At 50.9% G+C, this 14,025-nt stretch carries 11 protein-coding genes and 2 tRNA genes; 5 read left to right on the top strand and 8 right to left on the bottom strand.

Features of this window, described 5'->3' with window-relative positions; genetic code table 11:
* Positions 1–217: 217 nt before the first annotated feature.
* Entirely contained in the window at positions 218–835 is a 618-nt protein-coding gene (gene tdk, locus GFC06_RS14910) for a thymidine kinase (RefSeq protein ID WP_019076935.1), read from the bottom strand.
* A gap of 623 nt (positions 836–1,458) precedes the next feature.
* Here tdk and hns point away from each other — a divergent pair.
* Positions 1,459–1,872 carry a histone-like nucleoid-structuring protein H-NS gene (hns, locus tag GFC06_RS14905; protein ID WP_003020723.1) on the top strand — a complete coding sequence of 138 codons (414 nt, stop codon included), beginning with the start codon at positions 1,459–1,461 and terminating at the stop codon, positions 1,870–1,872.
* Positions 1,873–2,009: 137 nt separating this feature from the next.
* Here the strand turns inward: hns and galU are convergent, their stop codons facing one another.
* The 3 genes from galU to rssA form a co-directional block, all read right to left on the bottom strand.
* The gene (gene galU, locus GFC06_RS14900) at positions 2,010–2,918 is read right to left on the bottom strand and encodes a UTP--glucose-1-phosphate uridylyltransferase GalU (RefSeq protein ID WP_016153274.1); all 909 of its coding nucleotides are present in this window, start codon (positions 2,916–2,918) and stop codon (positions 2,010–2,012) included.
* A gap of 204 nt (positions 2,919–3,122) precedes the next feature.
* Positions 3,123–4,136 (bottom strand): two-component system response regulator RssB, encoded by a 1,014-nt coding sequence (rssB, locus tag GFC06_RS14895; protein WP_016153275.1) that lies wholly within the window; start codon positions 4,134–4,136, stop codon positions 3,123–3,125.
* 90 nt (positions 4,137–4,226) lie between these two features.
* Positions 4,227–5,138 (bottom strand): patatin-like phospholipase RssA, encoded by a 912-nt coding sequence (gene rssA, locus GFC06_RS14890; RefSeq protein WP_016156731.1) that lies wholly within the window; start codon positions 5,136–5,138, stop codon positions 4,227–4,229.
* 111 nt (positions 5,139–5,249) lie between these two features.
* Here rssA and GFC06_RS14885 point away from each other — a divergent pair, with 111 nt between their 5' ends.
* The 4 genes from GFC06_RS14885 (at position 5,250) to GFC06_RS14870 (ending at position 6,965) form a co-directional block, all read left to right on the top strand.
* Positions 5,250–5,705, top strand: coding sequence for a YchJ family protein (locus GFC06_RS14885; protein WP_029139563.1), 456 nt, complete (start codon positions 5,250–5,252; stop codon positions 5,703–5,705).
* A gap of 55 nt (positions 5,706–5,760) precedes the next feature.
* Positions 5,761–6,603, top strand: a complete 843-nt coding sequence (purU, locus tag GFC06_RS14880) for a formyltetrahydrofolate deformylase (RefSeq protein WP_016153278.1) — start codon at positions 5,761–5,763, stop codon at positions 6,601–6,603.
* Between the two features lie 156 nt (positions 6,604–6,759).
* Positions 6,760–6,844, top strand: a tRNA-Tyr gene (locus GFC06_RS14875).
* 36 nt (positions 6,845–6,880) lie between these two features.
* A tRNA-Tyr gene (locus tag GFC06_RS14870) sits at positions 6,881–6,965 on the top strand.
* A gap of 166 nt (positions 6,966–7,131) precedes the next feature.
* Here GFC06_RS14870 and narI read toward each other — a convergent pair.
* From narI to GFC06_RS14850, 4 genes are read right to left on the bottom strand one after another with little or no spacing between them, the layout of a single operon-like run.
* Positions 7,132–7,809, bottom strand: coding sequence for a respiratory nitrate reductase subunit gamma (gene narI / locus GFC06_RS14865; protein WP_016153281.1), 678 nt, complete (start codon positions 7,807–7,809; stop codon positions 7,132–7,134).
* Positions 7,809–8,519 (bottom strand): nitrate reductase molybdenum cofactor assembly chaperone, encoded by a 711-nt coding sequence (narJ, locus tag GFC06_RS14860; protein WP_016153282.1) that lies wholly within the window; start codon positions 8,517–8,519, stop codon positions 7,809–7,811. Before narJ ends, narI begins: the two co-directional genes overlap by 1 nt.
* The gene (gene narH, locus GFC06_RS14855) at positions 8,516–10,054 is read right to left on the bottom strand and encodes a nitrate reductase subunit beta (protein WP_003833388.1); all 1,539 of its coding nucleotides are present in this window, start codon (positions 10,052–10,054) and stop codon (positions 8,516–8,518) included. The genes narJ and narH overlap by 4 nt, the downstream gene beginning before the upstream one ends.
* Entirely contained in the window at positions 10,051–13,794 is a 3,744-nt protein-coding gene (locus GFC06_RS14850) for a nitrate reductase subunit alpha (RefSeq protein ID WP_047358964.1), read from the bottom strand. The genes narH and GFC06_RS14850 overlap by 4 nt, the downstream gene beginning before the upstream one ends.
* Positions 13,795–14,025 lie beyond the last annotated feature (231 nt).

Genomic DNA, 14,025 nt, shown 5'->3' with positions numbered 1-14,025 from the left:
TTCACCATAAACGGTCCCAAATTGGGGCCGTTTTTTTTTACATCTTTCGTTATCAGAATCGATACATGACCAATTCAGCGACGTGTAAAGGATGGACCTGTAAAAGGATGCTTAGGAGGATGCGAGAATAGCGTCAGGAGAGTGTCTTACAGGGTAGCGAACATTAGCGAATGTCTCAGCCTACCCTGTGCTAATAAGCGCCCAGAAGCGCGTAGAGTTAGTCGTGGTTGTGTCGTTCTTGTATCGCCGTCAGAGAGCCCTCAGACTGTGCTTGCTTATAATGTTTACGGCATACCGATACATAGCGTTCGTTCCCGCCAATCACCACCTGTTCGCCCTCGTTATAAGGTCGTCCTGCCTGATCAAGACGCAACACCATGCTGGCCTTACGCCCACAGAAACAAATGGTTTTTAATTCAACCAGTTTATCTGACCACGCCAACAGGTATTCGCTGCCGCCAAATAACTCACCACGAAAATCGGTACGCAAGCCGTAGCACAACACGGGAATATCCAGCTGATCGACAACTTCAGATAATTCATAAACCTGCTGTCGAGTCAGAAACTGCGACTCATCAACCAGTACACAGTGAATTCTTTGCTGCTCATTCTCAGCCCGAATCTCTTCGAACAATGATGAATTTTGGTTAAACAATTTTGCAGGTGACGACAGACCTATACGTGAACTTACTTTTCCAGCACCAAAGCGGTCATCAATTTCCGCTGTATATACCACGGCACGCATCCCACGTTCCTGATAATTGTACGAAGATTGCAGCAATGCAGTCGACTTACCGGCATTCATTGCAGAATAGTAAAAATATAGCTGTGCCATTGACCGTAGGCCCTCACCCGGGGAAATAAATATGGGCAGGATTGTAGCATATTTCACGAACGTGTCGGTGTAGCGTTGCCTGCATAGGCGTATAAATAGGCGTTCAGACTCGCTCAGTGTCGCCTAAATAACCGATCCTTTAAGTGACATGGGAGCGTGAGTACACTCCAGTCATAGCCCAGGTAGCCTGAAACTGGACTGGTATATACACACTCTTTCACAAATAGTGCTCATGAAATTTATCCATACCTCTTATCTTCTTACGGCAATAAAGAAACCCTTCCCTTATTGTTATTGAATCTACCCACTGTCGCCATGTATTAGCGAATTCATGTAAGCAAAACTAATACAAAAGGTTGAAATCACTGCAAAGAGATACTATTTGTACACCATAAAATGTGACCTGAATCTTGAATTTTTACTCTCAGCCGCTGAGAAGCCCCCTCACCAATAAGCCTTTTTTATGCCCAACATCGCGGTGAATTTAAGACAGATGAATTAATTCTGATACTAAATAAAGCGCAATTTTGAATTCCTTACATTCCTGGCTATTGCACAACTGAATTTATCGCTCTATTATTAGCTCAACAAACCACCCCCAATATAAGTTTGAGATTACTACAATGAGCGAAGCACTTAAAATTCTGAACAACATCCGTACTCTTCGTGCGCAGGCAAGAGAATGTACTCTGGAAACGCTTGAAGAAATGCTGGAAAAATTAGAAGTTGTTGTTAGCGAGCGCCGTGAAGAAGAAAGCGCTGCAGCTGCTGAAGTTGAAGAACGTACTCGTAAACTGCAACAATATCGTGAAATGCTGATCGCTGACGGCATTGACCCGAACGAACTGCTGAATAGCATGGCTGCTGTTAAATCTGGCACCAAAGCTAAACGCGCTGCACGTCCGGCTAAATATAGCTATGTTGACGAAAACGGTGAAACTAAAACCTGGACTGGTCAGGGTCGTACACCGGCAGTGATCAAAAAAGCGATGGAAGAACAAGGTAAACAACTGGACGATTTCTTAATCAAGGAATAATTCAGAAATAGTTTGCTTAAAATCCCGCCACTGGCGGGATTTTTTTTACCTGTACTTCGCACAGTCCCTACCCAGTTCAGGTATAAAAAAACGGTGCTGGATTAACAGCACCGTTCAGACCTGATAATACCAGCAGGTTACTTCTTAATACCCATCTCATCTTCCAGCCAGGCTTTAAATTCAGCGCCGAGAGTATTATGGCGAATACCATATTCAACGAACGCCTGCATATAGCCCAGCTTATTACCACAGTCATGGCTTTTGCCCTTCATGTGATAAGCTTCAACCGTTTCTTTTTCAATCAGCATATCGATAGCATCAGTCAGCTGAATTTCGTCACCGGCTCCCGGAGGCGTTTTTGCCAGCAAAGGCCAGATATCCGCGCTAAGGACGTAACGCCCCACGACGGCCAGATTAGATGGCGCCACATTCGCTTTCGGCTTTTCAACAACGCCAACCATCGGTACGCTTTCGCCCGGCGCTAATTCAACGCCTTTACAATCAACAACACCATAAGCGGTAACATCTTCTACCGGCTCAACCATAATCTGGCTGCTGCCTGTTTCATCGAAACGATGAATCATTTCGGCAAGGTTGTCGCGTGATAAATCAGATTCGTATTCGTCAAGAATGACGTCCGGCAAGATAACCGCAACGGGCTCATCGCCAACCACCGGGTGCGCGCACAATACCGCGTGGCCCAGACCTTTGGCCAGTCCCTGACGCACCTGCATAATAGTGACATGTGGCGGACAAATAGATTGCACTTCTTCCAGAAGCTGGCGTTTTACACGTTTTTCCAGCATAGCTTCAAGTTCAAAGCTGGTATCGAAGTGGTTTTCAATCGAATTTTTAGACGAGTGAGTTACAAGTACAATTTCAGTGATGCCCGCAGCAATACATTCGTTTACGACGTACTGAATTAATGGCTTATCAACCAACGGTAGCATCTCTTTCGGGATTGCTTTCGTAGCCGGTAACATCCTGGTTCCTAATCCCGCAACCGGGATAACGGCCTTTTTGACTTTTGAATTAAGGGCAGCCATTTAAAACTCTCCTGGACTGTTCATGTATTGAACGTGTTCATCAATCTGTATCGCATCCAAGTATATCAGTACCGCGACAAGCTTCTGGTCTGAAAAGGACGCGCGTCGGTATAATTAAGATAAATACGAATAAATCTGGCGCTGATAGTAGCACTCACAGCATGAGGGGGGTGAGCCAATTTCATTCTCACGCCACTCGGTTGTTCATTCTGCAGACAACATCAGGCGCAGCCGACCACCTGCCCCCCAAATTTGGCATTGCCAGGATTCGCAACGTTGGCTCAGTTGATTAAGATACGCATTCCCTAAGGTTCCCAACGGAACGCCATTGCTGATTTGTACATTGTGGGAACCTGTATTTAATGTCGCATTCAGCCCTGCTGATACCAGAATCAGGTTTTTTAATCCGCTGTGGTAATAACCCACCAGCAAAGGGAATTGTCCGGGCAAATTAGCCTGGCGCAATAAATGGTTAACCTGTTTCAATAACGCACCGAGCTCCGGCAATCGTTGATTTTGATGCGCGAGTTGTTCCTGCAGCAAACCGTTAAATAGCGCCCGCAGTAACAATGCTGCCAGAACGCCATTATCCCCTGCCCGCGTCACATCCAGACAATAAAACGCAAGGTCATGGTCCGATAGCGGTGCAATATCCAGTACCAACCCCGGTTGATCGGCGGCTACCAATTGACGATAGTTGATCCGACATCGTGAAATAACTTGCGACACAGGAGGCTGTAATTCTTGCAACAGCTTCGCTGCAGCGGCGGGATCACCAACCATCGCATCCCAGTCGCGAAACAGCCGCTCTTCTTCTTCCACGCGTGAATTAAACATATTCGGATACAGACACGCAAAGACGGTTTCGCGCAGGCGGTTCAGGTCCTTTACCGGCTTTAGCAGCACATCATCCACACCCAATCGCAGTGCTTTGGCTATATCAGACATGTTTTCCGTCGCTGATATCACCAGGATTGGAGTCTGATCGCCACGATTACGCAGATACTCTACTAGCTTAAGGCCGTTCATTCGTGGCATAGCCAGGTCGCAGATAATCAGGTCGGGGTTAAAGTGCCCGAGTAATTCAAGTGCTTCAAGTCCATCGCCAGCTACCGCCGTTGTCGCTCCCAAAGAGGAAAACCATGAGTCCATGAGTGAGCGAAATACCGGCTCATCCTCAACGATAAGAATCTGTTTTCCGACCAATGGCTGCGTCATATTCTCCCCCCTGACTGGCTTTAGTAAATAGTGGCATGCTATTGCTACTCACGCCTGTCAGAATTTGCTTAAGTGTTGATAAAAAATGCGTTAGATGTTGGTTTTCACCAGGGGTAGAAGCTCATCCATTTTCTTCTCGACCGCCAGTTGTCCAGCAGCAATTGCTGCGCTGGCGCGGTGAAAATCCAGCGTGGATATTTGCGGACAAAACGGCTGGATCAGGATATCTGGCGGGTCACCGGCCATGCGGTTACGTTTCAGACGGTTTTCCAGAACCTGAATAGAAGTCGTCATGATTTCCATCGCCGTCGGCGCGGTTACCGCACGCCTGGCCGTTATGTTGCTCAAGCGCTCTTTCAGTCGGGCACGCCATGAAAGCGCGTCAACATCATCACCCGTTTCGGCATCACTGCTGACGTTGAAGGAGAGTAAATCTTGCTGCATAAGATGCGCATCGTGTTGCAGATCGACGGCAATAACGATATCAGCGCCCAGCGCGCGAGTTAAGGATACAGGAACGGGATTCACCACCGCGCCATCGACCAGCCAGTAACCATTATGCGCTACAGGGGACATCAGACCAGGAATACTGCAGGAGGCCCGAACAGCCAGGTGCAAATCACCTTCCGTGAACCAGAGCTCCCGACCCGTACTCAGATTAGTAGCCACAGTTGCAAAACGGCGAGTGCATTGCTCAATTGCTTCTACCGGCATGACATTACGGTACTGATTGAATACCCGTTCACCACGCAGTAAACCGCCCCTGCGCCACGAGAGATCCATCAGACGTAAGACGTCCCAATAGCTGAAAGAACAAACCCATTGTTCGAGAGCAGGTAACTTATTGCATGCGTAGGCTGCACCAACCAGCGAACCAATGGAGCACCCTGCCACAATATCAACATCAATGCCCATATGCTTTAGGGCTTTAATAACGCCAATATGCGACCAACCTCGCGCCGCGCCGGAACCTAGCGCCAGCCCAATTTTTATTTTTCTCATTGTACGTACAAACTTCCCCTGGCTTGCAGACGTAGCAACATCGCTACCGCTCAGTTAACATAGTGCTACCCTGGCGTTTTTACGCCGTTTTTTTATTCCAGGGAGTACTTTGTGTCTCAGCTTTGTCCCTGTGGTAGCGCTGTCGAGTATAGCCTATGTTGCTACCGTTATGTGTCCGGCGCGCAAGTAGCACCTACGCCGTCACACCTCATGCGTTCTCGTTACTGTGCTTTTGTGATGAAAGACGCAGATTACCTTATCAAGACCTGGCATCCGGACTGTCATGCAGCCGAGTTTCGCGACGACATTATCGCAGGATTTAGCCACACCGAATGGCTCGGGCTGACCGTTTTTGAACAACAAACGGCAGACACAGAAAATATCGGCTATGTCAGCTTTGTTGCGCGATTTTCTGAACAAGGTAAAACAGGTGCAATTATCGAGCGCTCTCGTTTTTTAAAAGAAAACGGTCAGTGGTACTATATAGACGGTACACGCCCTCAAATTGGACGAAACGATACCTGCCCTTGTGGCTCCGGTAAAAAATTTAAAAAGTGCTGCGGCTAATCAACGCCCGACAGTATCAATTTTGCAAACATTCTCAACAGGATCACCGCTGCAAATGCATTCATTACAACGAAAAGTGCTGCGTACTATTTGCCCGGACCAAAAAGGTCTGATCGCGCGCATTACGAATATCTGTTACAAGCATGAACTGAACATCGTGCAGAACAATGAGTTCGTGGACCACCGTACCGGGCGCTTTTTTATGCGTACCGAACTGGAGGGTATTTTTAACGACGTCACGCTGCTTGCCGATCTGGATAGTGCCCTTCCAGATGGCTCCATTCGTGAATTAACACCAGCAGGACGCCGCCGTATCGTCATTTTGGTCACCAAGGAGGCACATTGTCTGGGTGACCTGTTAATGAAGGCCAATTATGGCGGGCTGGATGTTGAAATCGCCGCTGTGATCGGCAACCACGAGACGCTGCGACCTTTGGTTGAACGGTTTGATATCCCGTTTGAGCTGGTCAGCCACGAAGGTTTAACGCGTGACGAACATGACCTGAAAATGGCCGACGCTATCGACGCGCACCAACCTGACTATGTCGTGCTGGCAAAATACATGCGCGTTCTGACGCCAACATTTGTGTCACGCTTCCCGAATAAGATTATCAATATTCACCATTCATTCTTGCCAGCGTTTATTGGCGCTCGCCCTTACCATCAGGCTTATGAGCGCGGTGTGAAGATCATCGGTGCGACAGCCCACTACGTGAATGATAACCTCGATGAAGGCCCAATCATTATGCAGGACGTAATTCATGTGGATCACACCTACACCGCGGAAGACATGATGCGTGCGGGTCGCGACGTTGAGAAAAATGTATTAAGCCGCGCGCTGTATCAGGTTCTGGCTCAACGCGTCTTTGTTTACGGTAACCGAACGATTATTCTGTAATCGATTGATAATTGAATTGGTTACCTTTACATCTTTACGCGTAAAAATCAGGCAACCAGTTCTTTTTTATCAACGGAATACTTTACAGGGGCGCATCATTTGATATGATGCGCCCCGCTTCCAACGGAAGCAGGCCAGTAACTAGCATTACCCCGTGGTGGGGTTCCCGAGCGGCCAAAGGGAGCAGACTGTAAATCTGCCGTCATCGACTTCGAAGGTTCGAATCCTTCCCCCACCACCATTCATTCCGATTGATTCATAAAATTAGTATACCCCTGGTGGGGTTCCCGAGCGGCCAAAGGGAGCAGACTGTAAATCTGCCGTCATCGACTTCGAAGGTTCGAATCCTTCCCCCACCACCATCACCTCATAAAGCACCAGCATCCCATCCATCTGTAATGCCCCATCCCTTGCCCTCGATCAAGCCTCAATTCGGGTTGGTAATTTGCCTGATGCACAATGCTTATCCGCCAATTAGTCGTAAAAAAACCCCGCCGGAGCAGGGTTTTGTCTTACACAGATAACCGATTAATGACGCGCACGAACAATCTGGTATTTGCGCGTCAGATATTCGACCGGAACGCTCCAGATGTGCACCAGACGCGAGAACGGGAACAACAGGAACAGCGTCATACCCAGCACCAGGTGCATGCGGAAAATGAACGCAACGCCATCCAGATATTGAGACGCACCCCCCTGGAAGGTCACCACTGTCTGCGCCCAGTTCACCAGCTTCATCATCTCGCTGCCGTCCATATGCTGGGCGGAGAACGGAATGGTCAGCAGGCCCAGCGCGCACTGGATCACCAGCAGGGAGAGGATCAGAATGTCCGCTCCGGTAGTGGTCGCCCGCACACGTGGGCTGAACAGGCGGCGTTTCAGCAGCAGGACGCCACCAATCAAACACATCACACCACTGGCACCACCCGCGAACATCGCCATCTTTTGTTTCACTTCAAGCGGCAGCCACGCTTCATACATCCAGTGTGGTGTCAGCATGCCAAGGAAGTGCCCGGCAAAAATCCCCAGGATCCCGATGTGGAACAGGTTTGACGCCAGGTTCATCCCTTTGCGATCCAGCATCTGACTGGAAGCCGCGCGCCAGGTATACTGCCCATAGTCATAACGCAGCCAACTGCCAATCAGAAAGACAGAACCCGCGATGTACGGATAGATGTCAAAGAAGAACGTATTCAGGAAGTGCATTATTGCTGTCCTCCGGTGGTGATATTCAGATACTGCGGCGCAACGGCCCCGGCAAAACGACGCTGGTGAGCGGAAATTTCCGACTCACCACACCCCTGATCGGCGAAGAATTTCACCTGCTCTTCTTCCCAGACCGCATCCAGCGCTTGTGGGGTATCGTCACGCGCTTCATCTGCAATTTTTTCAGCCACTTTATCGCTGTCGATAACGGTATTTGCCAGTTTTAACAGCAGATCGAACAGCACCGCATAACGGCTTTCACGCTGTTGCAAGCGAGCACTGAGCAGCGCCAGAATCGGCGCGATATCCTGTAACCCCCCTAATGCTTCGCTTTTCGGCAACTGCGCAAGGTATTCCAGATACAGCGGCAGATGATCGGGAAGTTCGCGGCTGTCGAGCTGCAGACCGTGCTGTTCATACTGCGCCATCAGGTCAACCATAGCCTGACCACGATCGCGGGACTCGCCGTGTACATGTTCAAACAGCAGCAACGAGGTGGCGCGGCCACGGTCAAACAGTTCGCTATAGCTTGCCTGCACATCCAGCATGTCCTGCGCGGTGAGATCGCGCAGGAAAATGCCCAGAGTCTGGGCATCCTCTTTATCCAGGTTCTCAGATGACGCGAGTGCATCGAAAAGTTCCTGCTGATGCTGCCACAAGGCAGCATCCGGGTACTCGAGCAGACGCGAAACAATGACAAGTTCAATCATTGGTGCGGCTCCGTTTTGCTGGTCACATCGACAGCGTCGATGCGGCGGCTGTTGAACAGATTGAATTTAGTATCAGAACCGTGGCAACCGTCACCGAAGGTAAAGCCACAACCGCTTTTCTCCGGGAACGCGTCACGCGCCAGTTCACGATGGCTGCTCGGTACCACGAAACGATCTTCGTAGTTAGCAATCGCCAGATAACGATACATTTCCTGTGCCTGCGCTTCGCTTAAGCCCACCTCTTCCAGCGCACGGGTATCAACTTTACCGTCAACGGTTTCCGCACGTTTGTAGTGACGCATCGCCAGCATACGTTTCAGCGCCAACAGTACCGGCTGAGTGTCGCCTGCGGTCAACAGGTTCGCCAGGTACTGAACCGGGATACGCAGACTGTCAACGTCCGGCAGAATACCGTTGCTGCCCAGCTCGCCCGCATCGGCGGCAGACTGGATCGGTGACAAAGGCGGCACGTACCAGACCATCGGTAGCGTGCGGTATTCCGGATGCAGCGGCAGCGCCAGCTTCCAGTCCATCGCCATTTTGTAAACCGGCGACTGCTGTGCAGCATCAATGACGCTCAACGGAATACCATCTTTCAGCGCTTGTTCAATAACAGCCGGATCGTTTGGATCGAGGAACACGTCCAGTTGACGCTGATACAGATCTTTCTCGTGCTCCGTGCTTGCCGCACTTTCAATCGCATCTGCGTCATACAGCAGTACGCCGAGGTAACGAATACGGCCTACGCAGGTTTCGGAACAAACGGTCGGCTGACCGGCTTCGATACGCGGGTAGCAGAAAATGCACTTCTCAGATTTCCCGCTCTTCCAGTTGAAGTAGATCTTCTTATACGGGCAGCCAGTGATACACATACGCCAGCCGCGGCATTTGTCCTGGTCGATCAGCACGATGCCATCTTCTTCACGCTTGTAGATAGCGCCGCTTGGGCAGGTCGCCACGCACGCCGGGTTAAGGCAATGCTCACACAAACGCGGCAGATACATCATGAAGGTATTTTCGAACTGACCGTACATCGCCTTCTGCATGTTTTCGAAGTTCTGGTCTTTGGCGCGTTTTTCGAACTCGCCCCCCAGAATTTCTTCCCAGTTCGGACCGCTGGTGATTTTATCCATCCGCTGACCGGTGATCAGCGAGCGCGGACGGGCAATCGGCTGCGCCTTACTGTCTGCTGGGGCGTTGTGCAACGTTTGGTAGTCAAAATCAAACGGCTCATAGTAATCATCCATGCCCGGCAGATGCGGGTTAGCAAAGATTTTACCCAGCAGCAGTGCTTTGTTACCCATGCGCGGCTGCAGTTTGCCGTTGATTTTACGGATCCAACCGCCCTTCCATTTTTCCTGGTTTTCCCAGTCGTTCGGGAAGCCAACGCCAGGCTTACTTTCGACGTTATTGAACCAGGCGTACTCCATACCTTCACGGCTGGTCCAGACGTTTTTACAGGTCACTGAACAGGTGTGGCAGCCGATGCACTTATCGAGATTCAGCACCATGCCGACTTGTGAACGAATTTTCATTTTACGCTCTCCTGTACCTGGTCATTGCCTTCGCCATCCAACCAGTTAATGTTCTTCATCTTACGTACAACTACGAACTCATCGCGGTTTGAACCGACGGTACCGTAGTAGTTAAAGCCGTATGCCAGCTGCGCATAACCACCGATCATGTGAGTTGGTTTCGGCGTAATACGGGTTACCGAGTTGTGGATCCCGCCGCGCTGCTGGGTGATTTCAGAACCCGGCAGGTTAACGATACGTTCCTGCGCGTGGTACATCATGGTCATCCCGGCCGGCACACGCTGGCTGACAACTGCACGCGCCGTCAGCGCACCGTTGCTGTTGAAGACTTCGATCCAGTCGTTATCTTCGATACCCAGATCCTTCGCATCAACTTCGCTCATCCACACAATCGGACCACCGCGAGACAGCGTCAGCATCAGCAGGTTGTCGCTGTAGGTGGAGTGGATACCCCATTTCTGGTGCGGCGTCAGGAAGTTGAGCGCTTTTTCCGGGTTACCGTTAGATTTCTCGCCGATCACCGCTTTCACCGAACGGGTGTCGATTGGCGGACGATACACCAGCAGGCTCTCACCGAAGTCACGCATCCACTGGTGATCCTGATACAACTGCTGGCGACCAGACAGCGTACGCCATGGGATCAGCTCATGAACGTTGGTATAACCGGCGTTATAAGACACATGTTCATCTTCCAGACCTGACCAGGTCGGACTGGAGATAATTTTGCGCGGCTGCGCCTGGATGTCGCGGAAACGAATTTTTTCGTCTTCTTTATTCAGCGCCAGATGCGTATGGTCACGACCGGTAAATTCACTCAGAGCCGCCCAGGCTTTAACGGCAACCTGACCGTTAGTTTCCGGAGCCAGCGTCAGGATCATCTCAGCAGCATCAATTGCGGTATCCAGCATCGGTTGGCCTTTCGCCGGACCGTCAGCCTTGGTGTAGTTGAGCTTACGCAGCAGATCCATTTCGCTTTGGGTGTTCCAGGCAATCCCTTTACCGCCGTTACCAATTTTTTCCATCAGCGGACCGATGGAGGTGAAACGCTCGTAGGTTGCCGGATAATCACGCTCAACGGTCATGATGTGCGGCGCCGTAACACCTGGAATCAGGTCGCATTCCCCTTTTTTCCAGTCCTTCACGTCCAGCGGCTGCGCCAGTTCAGCGGCGGAGTCGTGCTGAATCGGCAGCGTAACGACGTCGGTTTCTTTACCGAGGTGGCCCACACAAACTTCAGAGAATTTCTTGGCGATGGCTTTATAGATTTCCCAGTCGCTCTTCGATTCCCAGGCCGGGTCAACGGCCGCAGACAGAGGATGAATAAACGGATGCATATCCGAGGTATTCATGTCGTCTTTTTCATACCAGGTAGCGGTCGGCAGCACGATATCGGAATACAGACAGGTACTCGACAGGCGGAAGTCCAGCGTAACGACCAGATCCAGTTTGCCGTCCAGTCCGTTATCCTGCCATTCCACTTCTTCTGGCTTCACGCCGCTCTGCTGGCCGAGATCTTTGCCCTGAATACCATGTTCAGTACCCAGCAGATACTTGAGCATATACTCGTGGCCTTTACCGGAAGAACCGAGCAGGTTTGAACGCCAGATAAACAGGTTACGCGGATGGTTTTTACCGTTTTCCGGCTGCTCTGCCGCAAAGCGAATAGAACCTTCTTTCAGGGATTTAACGGTGTAGTCCACCGGCGTCATACCTGCTTTCTGCGCTTCTTTCGCGATATACAGCGGGTTAGTCCCTAACTGCGGCGCAGACGGTAACCAGCCCATACGTTCAGCGCGAACGTTAAAGTCAATCAAATGACCGCTATAGCGGGATTTGTCTGCCATTGGGGACAGCAGTTCCTGCGCAGTCACCGTCTCATAGCGCCATTGGCTGGAGTGGTTATAGAAGTAGGAGGTGCTGTTCATATGACGAGGCGGACGCTGCCAGTCAAGCGCAAACGCCAGCGGCTGCCAGCCAGTTTGCGGACGCAGTTTTTCCTGCCCTACGTAGTGGGCCCAGCCGCCGCCGCTCTGGCCGATACAGCCACAGAACACCAGCATATTGATCAGGCCACGATAGTTCATATCGAGGTGGTACCAGTGGTTCAAACCGGCGCCGACGATAATCATCGAACGACCGTGCGTTTTATCTGCGTTATCCGCAAATTCACGGGCGATGCGTACAATCTGAGAACGTGATACGCCTGTAATTTTTTCTGCCCACGCTGGCGTGTACGCTTTCACGTCATCGTAGCTGGTCGCGCAGTTTTCATCGTTCAGACCACGTTCCAGGCCGTAGTTGGCCATCGTCAGATCGTAAACGGTGGTCACCAGCGCCGTAGAGCCATCGGCCAGTTGCAGGCGTTTAACGGGCAATTTATGCAGCAGAATGTTTTCCAGTTCGACTTTACTGAAGTGCTCGGTGCCTTCGCCACCAAAGTACGGGAAGCCCACTTCTGCGATATCATCCTGGCTACCCAGCAGGCTGAGCTGCAGTTCGGTTTCATCACCGGACGTGCCGTCGCGCTGCTCAAGGTTCCATTTGCCTTTTTCGCCCCAACGGAAACCAATTGAACCGTTTGGCGCAACCATTTCGCCGTTGCTGTTGATAGCGACAGTTTTCCATTCCGGGTTATTTTCCTGGCCCAGAGAGTCAACCAGATCCGCAGCACGCAGCATACGACCAGCAGCATAGTAGCCGTCGCGCTCTTCGAGCATCACCAGCATTGGCATGTCGGTATAACGACGAACGTAGTCGGTGAAATATTGGCTCGGGTTATCGAGGTGGAACTCGCGCAGCATGACATGACCCATCGCCATTGCCATCGCCGCATCGGTTCCCTGCTTCGGAGCCAGCCACAGGTCGCACAGTTTGGCGATTTCTGCGTAGTCCGGGGTAATTGCTACTGTTTTGGTGCCTTTATAACGAACTTCAGTAAAGAAGTGCGCATCCGGGGTACGGGTCTGCGGTACGTTAGAGCCCCATGCCAGAATGTAGCTGGAGTTATACCAGTCGGCAGATTCTGGTACGTCGGTCTGCTCGCCCCAGGTCTGCGGGGAAGCTGGCGGCAGGTCACAGTACCAGTCATAGAAGCTCAGGCAGGTCCCGCCAATCAGCGACATATAACGTGCGCCGGACGCATAAGAAACCATCGACATCGCTGGGATCGGCGAGAAGCCTGCGACGCGGTCAGGACCATAGGTTTTGATGGTGTAAACGTTAGATGCGGCAATCAGCTCATTCACTTCCTGCCAGGAAGAACGAACGAATCCACCACGACCACGCGCTTGTTTGAAGCTTTTTGCTTTATCGGCGTCTTCGATAATGGATGCCCATGCATCTACCGGATCGCTGTGCAGTCTTTTTGCTTCACGCCACATCTTCATCAGACGTTTGCGCATCAGCGGGTATTTCAGACGGTTAGCGCTGTAGAGATACCATGAATAGCTTGCACCACGCGGGCAGCCGCGAGGCTCGTGGTTGGGCATATCTGGACGAGTGCGTGGGTAGTCAGTTTGCTGGGTTTCCCAGGTCACCAGACCATTTTTCACATAGATTTTCCAGCTGCATGAGCCGGTGCAGTTTACACCGTGGGTTGAACGCACGATTTTGTCATGCTGCCAACGCTGGCGGTATCCATCCTCCCAGTCCCTGTTGGTATTGAGAAGCTGGCCGTGCCCATCGGCAAAGGTTTCGCCCTTCTGCTTGAAGTAGCGAAACCGGTCCAGGAATTTACTCATCGGTTTTCTCCTGTAGGAGCCTGACGGCTCTCTGATAAATCGACATTGCTTGATTGAGAGCGAAGGTAACGCTCTGAAAGGGCGTGAGAATTGATAACGATCAAGGCAGGCAGGGATGAAAATTAAGGGTCGATTTTCACATACCCCCTTAGTGGGATATCGATAAATCAATCAACATACTGAATTTTATTGAGTTTTTTAAACCCACTCATCATACAAATGTTAAATTCT

The organism is Citrobacter braakii, assembly GCF_009648935.1.
Lineage (GTDB): Bacteria > Pseudomonadota > Gammaproteobacteria > Enterobacterales > Enterobacteriaceae > Citrobacter > Citrobacter braakii.
This window is presented reverse-complemented; position numbering and strand designations above follow the sequence as displayed.